This is a genomic window from Blautia fusiformis, assembly GCF_020686995.1.
In the GTDB taxonomy this organism is placed as follows: domain Bacteria; phylum Bacillota; class Clostridia; order Lachnospirales; family Lachnospiraceae; genus Blautia_A; species Blautia_A fusiformis.
In genome coordinates this window covers 65,720-81,192 of the sequence record NZ_JAJEPT010000001.1, presented here as the reverse complement: position 1 = coordinate 81,192, position 15,473 = coordinate 65,720, and the positions used below count along the sequence as shown (strand labels likewise).

Here is a 15,473-nt window from a genome sequence, read left to right as displayed (position 1 = left end):
ATGGATACAGAACGCTCTGGACTTGACGAAGCAATGGATGTAGGCTCCAGTACCATTTCTCACCTAAAGTCCTTAAAAACAGCAGCCACTTTCTCCAAAGCAGGATATGGTGCAGCCCTTGGCGGGCCTTTTTCAGCAGCGATTGGAGCAGTCATAGCCAACCGGAATCAGTTCGCTAAAATTCTCCTTGTTATTCTCGCCATACTGCTGCTTCCGGTTTTATTTATTGTGATGCTCCCTGGTCTGATCTTTGGAAGTCTGACCGAACAAAGCGATGTACTGAACAGCAACTCTATGATCAGTGAAAACATCCGTGCTTCCCGTGAAGCCATCGTTGAAGTGTTAGAAGAAAGCCATGAAGACATTCTGGCAGAGATCCATGCAGCAATTTCCCGTCTTCCACAAGGTGATACTGCATCCATCAATGACCCCTATACATACAGCATCTCCGTCAATGCCAATCTGCTGATTTCACAATTTTGTGCCAGCCAGGATGACTATAAAAACATCAACCTAAACCAATTAAAGAAACTCATCCGTGAAAACAAAGAAGGACTTTTTTCTTATGATGTAGCAACCGAGACAGTTACCATGGAAGTTACCGTTGATGGCGATGCAGAAGGAGAAGCCGGCACAGAACAGGGGCAGGCACAAACACAGACGGTTACTTTTACGAAACACACCTATACCGTTGTTTATGCTGGAGATTCCTATTTTGCAGACCATGTATTCCATCTTACAGACAAGCAGAAAGAACTTGCCAAAAACTATGCCGAAAACCTGACTGCTTTCTTTGGTACTGCTTCTTCCGGCATAGTAGCTGCTATCAATCTTAGCGATGAGGTATTGTCCTACCGCCCTGCTGTAGAAAGAGCTGCTGCGAAATATGGTATGAGTGATTATGTGGATTTAATTCTGGCAGTCATGATGCAGGAATCTGGCGGACGAGGGCTGGATGTTATGCAAGCAGCGGAAGGTGGATTTAATACCCGCTATCCCCATGTGCCAAATGGGATTACAGATCCTGAATACTCCATTGAATGTGGAGTACAGGAATTAAAATATGCCCTCGACAAAGCCGGCTGTACCGGACCTACGGACTTAGACCGGATTAAACTGGCTCTTCAGGGTTACAACTACGGTTCTGCATACATTGACTGGGCAATGGAGCGTGACGGTGGTTATACCAAGGAAAATGCGATTGCCTACTCTGATATGATGTGTGCAAGACCAAGCTGGCCTTATGACCTGTATGGTGATAAAGAATATGTGGATCATGTCCTTCGGTATTACCAAATTACTGCCAGTGGTGGCAGCTATCCCGCAAACGGTATGCAGATTCCACACTATCTCCAGACAGACTATGGAAACATTCCATACGGCGGGGGTTCCATCGCCAGCAGCGGATGCGGTCCGACAAGCTTTGCTATGATTGCCAGTTATCTTACAGGCACTACCATTACACCTATTGATGCAATATCCTGGTGCGGAAATTCCTATTACAAACCAGGAGTCGGCACTTACTGGTCTTATTTCCAGGCAGCGTCCGATCATTTTGGGTGTGGGGCTGTCACACAGACCAGTGATCCCAACCAGGTACTTCAGGCTTTATCTGAAGGTCATCCGGTCATCAGTTCCCAAAGAGCTGGGCTTTTTACCAGTGGCGGACATTTTATTGTCCTTCGTGGTGTAACGGCTGGAGGTAAAGTATTAGTCAATGATCCCAATGACAGTTCCTCCAAAAACTACATCAACCGTGAATTCGATATGATGACGGAAGTGCATGCAACCGCAAATGCCTATTGGATCTTCGCTAAAAAATAAAGGAGACACTTATGAACAGAAAAAAAGCAATTCTGGCTATCTTTATGATGGCCTTTTTAATTATCATCGGATTTGTCTTTCCCTCCATCTGGAAATCCCAAAAAGGAAACAAAAAATCCGAGACAGAAAATACTCAACACGATAATAATGAAAATACCGAGACAGAACAAGCAGAAAATAACGAATCCATAAGCTTTCAGGATTTTGAAGCTTTGGAAGACTTTTTCTCCAAGGAACAGGTGAAACTTTTTCAGGAAGAACTGACCTCCTATCTTAAAAACGTAAAACAGATGTCTCTAACTTCCATCCGTTTCCTTGCTGATGATACTACCTATCCCAATGCTTCTGATATTAATTTTTCGTTCCAGCTTCCGGATAAGTCCGTTCTTCCTGTGTACTACACTTCCTCTACTGGAAGATTCTTTTTCGGTGAGGAACGTACCCCTGATTCTGGAAAAGAAATCATCTATGAACGTCCGACAGATGACAAACTTCCTTCCATCACAACAGAGGAAATTGAACAGTTGCAAGAAGGCGGTTATGATGATACCTCAGTGAATTCGGAAAAAGCTGCCCCTGTCACAGAAGTTCCGGAAACTCCTTCCATGGAAGAACCAAAGGAGGTGCAGCCATGAACAATACTGAAGAACAACATCCTGTCTTCATCCCTCGCAATTTTATAGAAAAAGGGACCTTTATGGGCGGAATGTTTAAAATCCGTAATGCCATCGAAGGCGGTATCCTGGCAATCCTGATCACCATTCCTGTTATCAATCTGCCTCTGACACTCACTGTCAGGATTATTATTCTCTGTATGACTGCTCTGCCTGCAGCTATGATTTCTCTAATTGGAATCGGTGGGGAAAGCATTACTGCGTTTTTAATGAACGCTCTGCGTTTTCTGAAAAACCGCCGGGTTATTTACCGTATGGATGTACATCCGGAGCCGAAAAAAAAGTACCGGATAAAAAAGCCCCGCAACAAAGAACCAAAAACCAAGAAACGCAAACGGCATCCAAAACAACCTGCAGAATCTTCTTCTGAAGAGAACTGCTCACAGATGTCTTCCGAAGAGGAGACAAAAGAATCCTCTGCTATTAAAAAAAAAGAACGTCGGCAGTTTGATACTTCTACAAAACGTGGAATACGCAAACAGGCTCGTGAAGACATCCGGATTCTTAAATTTGAGTCCCGACAATTAAAAAAAGAACAAAACGTTGCACGTAAAAGTGCGAAAAGGCAGGCAAAACTTGAAAAACAACAGATAAAGCAGCAACTTTTGGAGGAACGAAAAAAAGAAAGAACTGCGAATAAAGCTTCCAACCAGTCATCTGCTGCTTCCGGGAAAAGCAAAAAGAAAAAACGAAAAGAAATCACCTTGGAAGATTATCTTCCTATTGATAAGATTGCCAATGGTGTTATCTACACGACAGACCATCGTTATGTAAAAATCCTGGAGATTGAACCGATCAATTTCCTCTTACGCAGTGCTAGGGAACAACAGGGGATCATTTTCAGCTTCATCTCCTACCTAAAAATCAGCCCTGTGAAACTGCAGATTAAGATGATCTCCAAAAAAGCGGATATCAACAAACATCTGGAACAGTCCCGTTTGGAAATGGAACGGGAATCAGATCCTAACTGCCGGCAGTTACAAAAAGACTATATCCAATTTGTCCGGCAGTTAAGTTCCAGAGAAGCGGTTTCCAGACGTTTTTTCCTAATCTTTGAATACGAACCTTTCAATGTGAATCGGAAGGTGGAGGAAAAGGAAATCCTGGCAGCTTTGGAAACTGCTGCACAGACCGCAAAAACCTTTCTATATCAATGCGGCAACGATGTGCTGGTTCATGACAATGAAGATGAGTTTACAACCGATGTACTCTACACTTTACTGAACCGTACCAAATGTACCGAAACCCCTTTGCCAAAACGGATTAACCAGGTACTGACCCGCTATATGGAATCTGGTCGTGAGCAGGAAGTGGATAACATCCATATCAATGAATTCATTGCACCAGAGTCTTTGGACTTTAAGCACAGTAACTATGTGCTGGTAAATGGCATCTACCATTCTTACCTGCTGGTGCCGTGCGATGGTTACAAAGCAAAAGTAATGCCAGGCTGGCTGTCCCTGCTTATCAATGCTGGCGAAGGAATTGACATTGACTTTTTTCTGCATAAACAGCCCAAAGATAAGATCCAGCAACGTCTTGGACAGCAAATCCGGATCAACCGTTCAAAGATCAAAGATGCCTCTGATACCAATGCGGATTTTGATGATCTGGATTCTGCCATCCGTTCCGGCTATTTCCTCAAACAGGGACTTGCTAATAATGAAGATTTCTATTACATGAATCTTTTGATTACGATTACGGCAGGTGATCTGGAAGAACTGCAATGGCGGATTCAGGAGATGAAAAAACTTCTCATCTCACAGGATATGGATCTGCGGTCTTGTTACTTCCTGCAAGAACAGGGATTTTTATCTTCCCTTCCTCTTGTAAACCTGGATAAGAAGCTCTATGAACTCTCAAAACGAAATGTCTTAACCACCGGAGCTGCCAGTTGCTATCCTTTCGTCAGCTACAGCATTTGCGATGACAACGGCATCCTATTTGGAGTAAATAAGCATAACAACTCTTTAGTGATTGCTGATATTTTTGACTCCAAACAATATAAAAACTCCAATATTGCGATTCTTGGCACTTCTGGATCCGGAAAAACCTTTACCATGCAGACTATGGCACTTCGTATGCGGCGTAAAGGAATCCAGGTATTTATCATCGCACCGTTAAAAGGTCATGAGTTTTATCGGGCTGCCAGAAATGTAGGAGGAACCTTTATCCAGATTTCTCCTGCCAGCCAAAACTGCATCAATGTCATGGAAATCCGAAAAGTAGATAACTCTGTCAATGAGCTGCTGGACGGTCCAACTTTAGACGCATCTGCCTTAGCCAGTAAGATTCAACGTCTGCACGTTTTCTTTTCTCTGCTCATTCCAGATATGAGCCATGAGGAAAAACAGCTTTTGGACGAAGCACTGATTAAAACCTATGCAAGAAAGGGAATCACCCATAAGAATGAATCCCTCATTGATCCCAAACACCCGGATCATTATAAAGCGATGCCAATTCTTGGAGATGTATATGATGTTTTGATGGAAACTGAAGATACCAAACGACTGGCTCACATCCTGAACCGTCTTGTCCATGGCTCTGCTTCCTCTTTTAACCAGCAGACCAATGTAGATCTGACCAATAAATATACCGTTTTGGACATTTCAGAGCTGACTGGTTCCAGTGATCTCTTAACGGTAGGGATGTTTGTTGCTCTGGACTATGTATGGGATAAAGCCAAAGAAAATCGTACCGAAGAAAAAGCCATTTTCGTAGATGAAGTATGGCAGCTCATCGGTGCCTCCAGTAACCGTCTGGCCGCTGAATTCGTTTTGGAGATCGCCAAGATCATCCGGGCATACTCTGGTGCCGGTATTTTTGCAACCCAGGACCTCAACGACTTTTTTGCTCTTGATGACGGAAAATATGGAAAAGGCATTATCAATAACTGTAAAACCAAAATTATTCTTAACATGGAAGATGAAGAGGCACAACGTGTAAAAACCATTCTTCGTCTTTCCGAAACCGAAGTTATGAATATCACCCATTTCCAACGTGGAAACGGACTGATTTCAACAAACAACAATAATATCACTGTGGAATTTAAAGCTTCCAACCTGGAAAAAGAATTAATTACCACAGACCGACAGGAACTCCTGGAAATCTTGAAACGCCAGGATAAAAAAGTCGGTTAATGTTACCTGCAGCCCGAATATGGCTGCTTTTCTTTTTAACAAAGGAGGAGATTTATGTTAAAACCAGCAAAACAACCTCATATCCGGCTAACCGCCCTTTTTCTTTGTGTCACGATGTTTCTTAGCACACTCTTTTTCAATGCCCATACCGCTTATGCTGCAGATGGAACCATTGATTATAAGGCAGGAGCCAAAATTCCATACGGGGACTATTATACTTCCCGCATGAGTTTTGATGGTAATAATACAGCTTATTGCGTTGAACCATTAAAGAAAACACCTGCTTCCGGACAATATCCTTATAATCTTTTAGGAAAGGATTCCCCGCTTAGAAAAGCACTCTACTATGTCAATGGTGGATACGGCTACGAAAAGCTCATAAAAGATCAATATTTCCAAGGATGGTCCGATGACAACTCTTATGTCATTGGTCATCTGGTCGTTTCCTATATCCACGCTGGAAATAACGGGGACACCGGTGCCTTCCATGGCGCACCTCAAAATTATATTGACAAAGCATTGGAAGTTGCCAACGCCATTGAAGGGCTTCCTGCCCCACCAGAATCCTTCCGTGCTTTTATCGTTCCTGGCAATGCTTCCCAAACTTTTGCAGGAAGCTGGTATCAGGTTCCAAACGGCTTTATCGAACTGCAGAAATCCTCTGCCAATACCGATATTTCCGATAAAAATGGCAATTACTCTTTAGAAGGAGCCAAATACGGAATCTACAAAGGGGAAGAACTGGTAGAAACTCTTGTTACCGATAAAAAAGGATATGCAAAATCCAAAGAACTGGCTGAAGGAAGTTACACCGTCAAAGAAATCAGTGCCCCAGAAGGATTTGCTATAGATACTTCCGCCCATAATGTTACGGTAAAAGCAGAAGGAACATCTACCGTAAAAGTAAAGGATATTCCTCAAAATAATCCCGTAAAACTGCTCCTTAAAAAGCTGGATGCTGACACACAGCAAAATTCTGCACAGGGAACCGGCTCTCTCGCCAATGCCGAATTTACAATAAAATTCTATACAGAGCAGTCAGCTACCGATCCCGGAGCAAATGGTAAGAAACCGGTTCGCACCTGGATATTGAAAACAGATGCCTCTGGAGAAATCCATTTTACAAAAGATTATTTGGTATCCGGGGATGAATTTTTCTATGCCAGTGATGGAAAGACCGTCTGCTTCCCACTGGGTACAGTAACCGTACAGGAAACCAAAGCCCCTGCCGGCTATCTTCCAAACGAATCTGTTTTCGTGCAGCAAATCACCAGTACCGGTACGGAAGAAACTATCTCTATTTATAACGCTTCTTCTGTCGAAGAACAGGTCTTCCGAGGCGGCGTCAAAATTCAGAAGCGGGATCTGGAAACTCAGGGAACACAAGCACAAGGAACCGCATCTCTTGCAGATGCCGAATTTACCATTACCACTCTGAACAAACAGCCAGTATGGGTAGGTGGAAAGCTCTATGAAAATGGTCAGGCAGTGCTTACAATCAAATCGGATACACATGGTATTGCTGCAAGTGCCGCTGATGCCCTGCCCCTTGGACATTACCGGATAGAAGAAACCAAAGCGCCTTCCGGATACCTAACCGATGGTGCAAAGGCTCTTGAATTTGACATCACCCAAAATGGAGAAATCGTAGATTTAACAACAGAAGAGACTTCTGTTTCTAACCAGATTATCCGTGGCGGTGTCAAAATCCAAAAACGGGATCTGGAAACAGGAGAAGCCAAACCACAGGGAAATGCTTCTTTAAAGGATGCAGAATTTACAATCACCAATCTTGGTCCAAATCCTGTTCTTGTGGATGGAACCCTTTACGAAAAAGATCAAGTAGTTCTCACTTTGAAGACAGATGAAAAGGGGCTTGCTTCCACCAAAAAAGATACGCTCCCTTATGGTCATTACCGGGTTGATGAGACAAAAGCACCGGAAGGTTATTTGAACGAGGGCAAACTCTCTCAGGAGTTTCATATCACAGAAAATGGGAAAATTTTGGATTTAACTGCAAAAGAAACAGCGATTTCCAATCAGGTAATCCGTGGCGATTTAGAATTCGTAAAGGTCTCTGACGGAGATTTAAACCGGCTGGCAAATGTCCCATTTTCCATTACCTCCAAAACTACAGGAGAAAGTCATACCATTGTAACAGACAAAAATGGCTATGCCAGTACTTCCTCAGAATGGAATAAGCACACTACAAATACCAATCGTGGGGAAACTTCTGAAGACGGAATCTGGTTTGGCGCTTCTAAACCTGATGATGCCAAAGGAGCCCTGATTTATGATACCTATATTTTGGAAGAACAACGCTGCGATTCCAATGAAGGTATGAACCTCTTAAAAATTGAGGTCTCTGTATACAAAAATCACGTAGTCGTGGATATGGGAACTTTAACGGATGATCAGATTACCATTGGAACTACTGCCCTTGACAAAGACAGCAACTCCCACTTTGCCAAACCAGAAGAAAAAATCACTCTGGTTGATACCGTAGAATACGAAGGCTTAAAGAAGGGACAGTCTTATAAGCTCATCGGTACACTGATGGATCAGGAATCCGGAAAGCCAATTGAAATAGATGGAAAACCTGTCACAGCAGAAACCACCTTCAAACCAAAAAAATCTTCTGGTTCTGCAAAAGTGACCTTTACGTTCAATGCCTCTTCTCTGAAGGGCAAAACAATCGTAGTATTTGAGGAACTGTACCAGGAGGATTTAAAACTGGCTGTTCATGCGGACATTACAGATCAGGATCAGACTATCTATTTCCCAGAAATCGGGACCACTGCAAAAGATAAGGAAACAGATATGAATCTTTCCCAAGCAGATAAAGAAGTTACCCTTGTAGATACGGTAGCTTACAAAAATCTTCTGCCCGGCGAAGAATATGTTATGACTGGAACCCTTATGGATAAAGAAACCGGAAAACCTGTCGAAATAGATAAGAAAGAGGTTACTGCCGAAACCACATTTACTCCTAAAGAATCCTCTGGAACGGTAGATGTGATTTTTTCTTTTGATGGGACCTCCCTTGCCGGAAAAACCGTAGTTGTTTTTGAATCTGCTACTTATGACGGCAAAGAATTTGCAACACACGCAGATCTTGAAGATAATGGGCAGACCATCTACTTCCCAGAAATCGCTACTACTGCAAAAGATAAAGCAGACGGAGATCATTTTACCAAAACCGATAAAGAGATTACCATCGTTGACACGGTTAAATATAGTAACCTAATTCCAGGAAAAGAGTATGCACTTACCGGTACCTTGATGGACAAAGAGACAAAAGAGCCTCTTCAGGCAGATGGTAAACCGATTACTGCCACTACGACCTTTACTCCTGAAGATGCCTCTGGCAGTATTGAACTTACCTTTACATTTGATGGCAGCATCCTGTCCGGCAAAACAATTGTTGTCTTTGAGTCTTTAACGTATCAGGAAAAAGAGATTGCTGTTCACGCCGATATAGAAGACCATGAACAGTCTATCTACTTCCCAGGAATTGGAACTACTGCGAAGGACAAAGCGGATGGGGATCAGGAAGCCGTTGCTACGAAAGAAGTAACCATCATTGACACCGTATCCTACCAAAATCTGATTCCGGATACTCCATACAAACTGGTCGGCACACTGATGGACAAAACAACCCAAAAGGAAGTTCTGATTGATGGAAAACCTGTCACGTCAGAAACAGAATTTACACCAAAGGATTCCAATGGTTCTGTCGAAGTCATCTTCACTTTTGATGGAAGCACATTGGCTGGTCATGATGTAGTCGTTTTTGAAAAACTTTTTTCCCTTGAAGGAGAAACAGCACTTGAAATTGCTTCCCATGAGGATCTGGACGATAAAGGACAGACGATAAAACTTACGGAAGTTCCAAAAGACACACCGGAACCTTCCAAACCAGTCAAGACTGGAGATGAAACAACCATTCTTCCTTATCTTTTACTGGCAGGTGCCGCACTCCTCTTTGCTGCCGGATTTGGTATTTTATATATCCGTAAGCGAAAAAAAGATAAGTAACTATCAATAAATATGCTCACAGGCAGCTTCTTACGGCTGCCTGCTATAAAGGTGATGAATATGGAACAATCTCGTTGTAATGCCGATGCCAAGCACATCCGGCATTTTTTAGATATTTGTGATGGAAATTGGCATTCCTGTATTTATGTTCGCTGCGTTTCCTGTAAAACCCCAGGTTATTGTAATGGCCCACACTTCTTATATCATCCAGATGAAAACGGCAGTCCTTGTATCCTGCCCATGGCAGATGCCCGTATGCTCTTCTCCCGCATACCGGAACCAACGGAATGCCTGTCCGCCATAACACTGGAACAGTTTCAGTCCTTATATGGACTCTACTTTGCAAAAGAAGCATTGACCGATAAGCCATGTCCTTGTTTTGCTTTACTGCGGCATCAGGAAGCATCCCATTATTACTGGTAAAAGGTTGCACTTTTGGTACTTTCTGCGTACAGGATAAGAAAGGAGGCGATTTTATGTTGAATTTCACTGCTATGATTCAAGGAATCGATACAATATTTACGAACTTAATTTTTATTCCTGCACTTTTAATCCTGTACCTGAAGTTTCGTCCGAGAAAGCCCTGGAGCAGACGCACCAGAAATCTGTATCGGCTATGTATAGCTCTGATTTCTGTTTATGTCATCCGGATTTTCTGTGCAGGGTTCATCTTTACACCAGTAAATTACTCACGTTTTGCAGACAGCGGTTTCTTTCCGCTTATCAAGGCACTGTTCTATTCTTAGATTTTCTGCCATTTTGTGCCATTTAGTCCGAATCTGGGAGTAGTTTCTATGCCCATCCTATGGGAATTCATCACCTGCTTTCTTACAATATACGTATAAAACACGTAAGCGAGGTGAATCTTTATGAAACAGAAACAAATCCGCTGCCCATACTGCGGCAGCATCGCAATTTTAAGGGATGCGTCCTATGTATATGGAAATAAAGCGAAAGATGGAAAACTCTATGTGTGCAGTCACTTCCCACAGTGTAATTCTTATGTAGGAGTTCATCCTGGCACTACCAATGCCAAAGGAAAACTGGCAAACAAAGAGCTTCGGCAAAAAAGGATCCAAGCACACCGGGTGTTTGACCAGATATGGCTAAACCACATCTTTACGAAATCGGAGGCTTACCGCTGGATTGCTGATAAATTCTGTCTGACTGCCAAGGAAGCACACATCGGAGAATTTAGCACTTATATGTGTGATCAACTAATTCTGGAATCCATGAAGATTCTGGAGAATAACCATATCCCTCTCAGGGCCATTGGTTGAAAGGGGGGATATGTATGATCATCCCGATGACAGATGATGAACGCCGATTGACAGAGGAGTACTTATATTTGGTACCTGAAATGGTAAAAAAATTGACTACTCGTTGTGCTTATGTCTCATACGATGAGCAGCAAGACCTTCTGCAAGCCGGAAACTTAGCTTTATGCAAAGCCGCCATGAACTATGACAACACCCGTCCCTTTGCAGTTTACGCCAGAGTTGCCATACGAAATGCCATTTACAGTTATTGGAGAAAACTGCAAAAAGAACGAAAATACACCTGTTCCATGTATGCATCTTCCGAATTTGACATGGAACCCCTGCTTGTAGACCAAAAAACCGAACTATGGCAGGAACAATGTATGAACCAGGAACCCATTTATAAGCACCTGCAGTCCTTAGAAGCGAGAAGCTGCAATACACTAAGAAAAGGAATACATGCCCTGCTCCTGCAGCAAAAAGGATATACCAACCAAGAAATTTCCAAACATTATGGTGTCCCAATGAATCATGTCCGGGCATGGCAAAGCAAAGCCCGGAAATACTTACAGCAGGATACCAAATTATATACTCTTTTATCTTGAAGGGAGAACGATTATGCTGACACTTTATACTGCAGTCGGAATCCTACGATTCCAGGATTCCATAAAGGAACATAAAACACCGACTGTTATCAATAACCGGCAGGAATACGGACTGACAGAAGAAGAATTCTTTCTGTGGAGCAGCCTCGCATTTCAAATCCGACAGATCCATGAATTGCAGTCTGCTTTTTCCGAACGCTTGAAAAAACATCACCGTTCGGAAAATATCCCCATTGAACCTTACCTGAATCGGCTGCTGCTTCGAGGACTGGTTGTAAAAGGGGATGGTTTAACTGGTGTGGATGCCCTGTACCGCCTCTTAGGAGAACTTTATATCAGCCCATTGCAGGACAGTTTTTCAGTACGGCTTTTTACCTGCATCTATCTCTGCATGAAGAAAAAACTGCACACAAAGGAACTGATCCATTATCTAAAAAAGCCGGCACGGACTGCTATAGAGGACACGGTACTCCAAATAGCAAAAAAAGTACAGATTTCTACGGCAGAGCTTGTAACCTGTGTAGAACAGGGCATCCATCCACAAAATACAGAGCAACTTTTGACGCAGCTCTATGAAACCTCGGATGCAACATTCCGTACCCTGGCACAGGATATCCAATTCACCCATGCCGGTTATCCTGTACTGGAAGCCATCAGTAATTTGTACCTCAATAAACAGATTGCATTTGAAAAATTATAGGAAGGAGCAAATTATGCCAAAACCATTTCTTAATAAGCTGATTGTCCATGGGGCAATCGGCTTTTTCTGTGTCCTATTTGGATGTATTTACGGATTTATAACAGACGACCAGATATTTCTCCTTATGAGTCTTTGCATCGGTGTTGGAACTGCCATACGAATTGTGAGTCTGCTACATACCATCAAGATGCATGACTATACCGAATTAACTGGAACCTGTACAAAACGTGAAGTCAGCCCACTTACCAAGAAACAGAAAATTATTTTCCGTTCCACTGACCAGAAAGAATATCACTTTACATTCGATAAAAATATCCGCCTTTTATCTGGACATTATTATCGCCTATATTTCCGGAATGTAGCAAACCTTTCGGGTGAAGAAAAGGTTACTCCGGATTTACTTGCGTATGAGGAATTATCCCTAAATGAAGATGTTTCCCCGAAGAACTCTTAGATTTCTTCTCTAAATACAATAGAAGTGGATATGCCACTTTCACATACCCACTTCTATTATGCTTTATAAGTTTTCCTTCTGCCGTCCCAGTGAAATGACAAAAACCACTCCGAACTACCACGTATTCTGTCTCAAGGATGACAGCATAACAGCAATCGCAGGGAATAATAATCTATTGTATTCCAGAAGACTCTTCAAAAAATGGACAGTGCTTTCACTTTCAGGGTTTCAAAATGCAGTAACCATATCTTTTATTTTTCTACTGTGACCAATTTTTTCATATTAAGGGCAACTTTATACTGACAGTGAAAATTCCCGCTTCATAATTCACTTGAATATCACCACTTATTTGTATTACTAGCTTTCTAGTAGCATACAATCCGATACCACTGCTTTTTGTCCTTGCTTCATCTTTTGTGTAAAACAAATCAAATATAGATTTTAATTCTTCATCACTAATATAATCAGAAGGATTGCTTATTTGTATATGACAATACTCGGATTCTCCCCACATGTAAAACATTATATCACCAGTACTATACTTTAAAGCATTATCTATTAAATTACATAAAATTCTAATTAATATTTTCTCTTGAGCAAGTATCCAAATGTTTCCATGTGGCAGTCTAATATCTAATTGTTCTGAGGCACGTTTTGAATTTTGAATATATTCCTTTAACAAAGAAGTGACTACCTCTGTAATATTGACTGATTTCATATCAACTTCGCTCTCTATTGCTTCACTCCAAAACAATAAATATAAATCGTCTACTAATTTTTTTAAATAATCCGCCTTTTTTTCAATATGTTCTATATAGCTATTAACAGGTTCATTCACATTTTTTTCTAATCTAATTAACTGCAAGTAACCAATAATAACAGTTAATGGAGTACGTAAATCGTGTGATAAATTTGCTACCATCTTTTTAAAATTTTTATCCTGTTTTTTTAGCTGATGTTCTTTTCGTTCATCTTCTGTAATTCGCTTGTTGATACTAAGTGCAAGGTTCTCAATATCTTTATCAAATACATTGACCGAGTAGATATGCTCATTATGTTCTATCCATTCTATAATTCTTCTAATTTCCCTCTTCAGATGAAAAATGTATAATATGCCTAATAATATAAACACTCCTGTTATTAAAAAGACAACTAGCAAACTTCATATCTCCTTATAATATTAGAATCTCATCACATGTATTCAAGATTGCATTATCATGTGAAACAATAATAATTATTTTATGATTTTTAATTTGATCGATCAACTGTAAAAATTGTTTTTTTCCACTCTCATCCATAGCTGAGGTAGGCTCATCAAAAATCATTACCTGACCGTCTTGCACTACTTGGCGAATAATTGCAATTTTTTGCTTTTCTCCACCGGAAATATTACTTGACTTTTCATTAATTTGCAAATCCCAATTATCTCTTTTCAAAATACTATCACCAAAGCAATCAACGGCTCTCTGTATACATTTTACATCAAGCTTTCGATATAAAGCAATATTATTATATATTGTATCTGCTATTAAAGTCGGCTCCTGTTCTGTTACACTGATTACATGTTCTCTTATATAATCCATATCTAAATTTCTCATTTCTGTATCGTTCCATATTATATTCCCTTGATATTCATCTACATACATACCCATTAAAATTTTAATAAGTGTACTTTTCCCACATCCGTTTTCTCCTTTCAATCCATAAACTTTCCCCTTTTTTAAGTTTGTAGAAAAACTTTTTATGGTTTCTTTCTGGTCATATGCAAAATTCAAATCCTGAATTCTAATTTGTTTGATTTCATTAAGTCTTATACACCCCTTAGACTGCTCCTTAATTTCTAAAATAGATTTTATACGTTCAAAGGATACATAAGCCTCTTGGTATTCTTGACCGTATGCCACTATTTCTTTTCCATATTCCAAAATCATATTAAAATATACTGAAATCATATAGAAATATCCTATTTGCATATCTCCAGTAAGTATCTTTTTTCCTCCAATCCAAAGTAAAATGCATACAGATATTGCCCCTACAATCCCTTCAAGATTTGCAAATGCCTGGATAGTCGCTTGTTGTTTAAATATAGATCGATATAATTTTTGATATGATGCTACTAACCTATTTGAAAAAAATGAACCCATACTATGTATTTTTATAAACTCTATTTTTTCTAATTGTTCCTGCAGTCTGGAGAAGAAATTGGATTTCTCCTCTTTCATTCCATAACTGCAATTATAAATACGCTTTTTGAAGCCAATATATATAAAAAAATAAAGTGCTAATAAAAACATTGTAACTATAAAAGCAATCGAATCCATTTTCCAAATCATAAATAAGATTATACCCGCTGAAAAAACTGAAAATATCAATTCAGTCAAGGAGCTGATGAAAAAAATAAGTACATCATTCGCATCATTGTTTATCCTTTGAGATAAGTACGATAAATCAGTTCTGCCAATTACGAGTGGCGAAACTTTTTTTAAATGATTTACAATTTCGAAATTTAATGAAAATGCTGCATTAGTCTGTATCCTTATATAAAGTATTTTATTGACATAGCAGACAATTTCCTTACCAACATACAATAACAGTAATAAAAATATGAATTTTAACATTGCTGAATATGTTGTTTCCACATTAAACATATTAATAAATTGTCCCATAGCAGCCGGTATAAATGTATTTAACCCGCACAGTATAATACCCAACAAAAAATATATCCCATATTCTATTTTATATTGAAAAACATATTTACTGCAAAATTTTATCATTCCAA

Annotated in this window: 11 protein-coding genes; 9 read left to right on the top strand and 2 right to left on the bottom strand. The window is 40.4% G+C overall.

All coding sequences use genetic code 11. The features are described from left to right. The 9 genes from LKD46_RS00440 to LKD46_RS00400 all read left to right on the top strand — a co-directional run bounded on the left by LKD46_RS00440 (position 1) and on the right by LKD46_RS00400 (position 12,694). A complete protein-coding gene (locus LKD46_RS00440) occupies positions 1-1,824 on the top strand; it encodes a lysozyme family protein (RefSeq protein ID WP_025580267.1) in 1,824 nt (607 codons plus the stop codon). A gap of 11 nt (positions 1,825-1,835) precedes the next feature. Further along, entirely contained in the window at positions 1,836-2,459 is a 624-nt protein-coding gene (locus LKD46_RS00435; RefSeq protein WP_025580269.1) for a DUF5038 domain-containing protein, read from the top strand. Continuing rightward, positions 2,456-5,638, top strand: coding sequence for a TraG/VirB4 family ATPase (locus LKD46_RS00430; RefSeq protein ID WP_117843971.1), 3,183 nt, complete (start codon positions 2,456-2,458; stop codon positions 5,636-5,638). Before LKD46_RS00435 ends, LKD46_RS00430 begins: the two co-directional genes overlap by 4 nt. Before the next feature lie 54 nt (positions 5,639-5,692). Beyond that, the gene (locus LKD46_RS00425; RefSeq protein WP_117843970.1) at positions 5,693-9,676 is read left to right on the top strand and encodes a VaFE repeat-containing surface-anchored protein; all 3,984 of its coding nucleotides are present in this window, start codon (positions 5,693-5,695) and stop codon (positions 9,674-9,676) included. 60 nt (positions 9,677-9,736) lie between these two features. Next, entirely contained in the window at positions 9,737-10,099 is a 363-nt protein-coding gene (locus LKD46_RS00420) for a hypothetical protein (protein WP_054351054.1), read from the top strand. A gap of 446 nt (positions 10,100-10,545) precedes the next feature. Continuing rightward, positions 10,546-10,956 (top strand): zinc-finger-containing protein, encoded by a 411-nt coding sequence (locus LKD46_RS00415; protein ID WP_004223692.1) that lies wholly within the window; start codon positions 10,546-10,548, stop codon positions 10,954-10,956. A gap of 14 nt (positions 10,957-10,970) precedes the next feature. Then, positions 10,971-11,540, top strand: coding sequence for a sigma-70 family RNA polymerase sigma factor (locus LKD46_RS00410; RefSeq protein ID WP_054337558.1), 570 nt, complete (start codon positions 10,971-10,973; stop codon positions 11,538-11,540). 13 nt (positions 11,541-11,553) lie between these two features. Next, positions 11,554-12,240, top strand: coding sequence for a hypothetical protein (locus LKD46_RS00405; protein WP_004223695.1), 687 nt, complete (start codon positions 11,554-11,556; stop codon positions 12,238-12,240). Between the two features lie 13 nt (positions 12,241-12,253). Further along, entirely contained in the window at positions 12,254-12,694 is a 441-nt protein-coding gene (locus LKD46_RS00400; protein WP_025580278.1) for a hypothetical protein, read from the top strand. A 277-nt stretch (positions 12,695-12,971) separates the two neighbouring features. Here the strand turns inward: LKD46_RS00400 and LKD46_RS00395 are convergent, their stop codons facing one another. Then, positions 12,972-13,853, bottom strand: coding sequence for a sensor histidine kinase (locus LKD46_RS00395; RefSeq protein ID WP_227573663.1), 882 nt, complete (start codon positions 13,851-13,853; stop codon positions 12,972-12,974). A 13-nt stretch (positions 13,854-13,866) separates the two neighbouring features. Next, positions 13,867-15,468, bottom strand: a complete 1,602-nt coding sequence (locus LKD46_RS00390) for an ATP-binding cassette domain-containing protein (protein ID WP_117843968.1) — start codon at positions 15,466-15,468, stop codon at positions 13,867-13,869. Positions 15,469-15,473 lie beyond the last annotated feature (5 nt).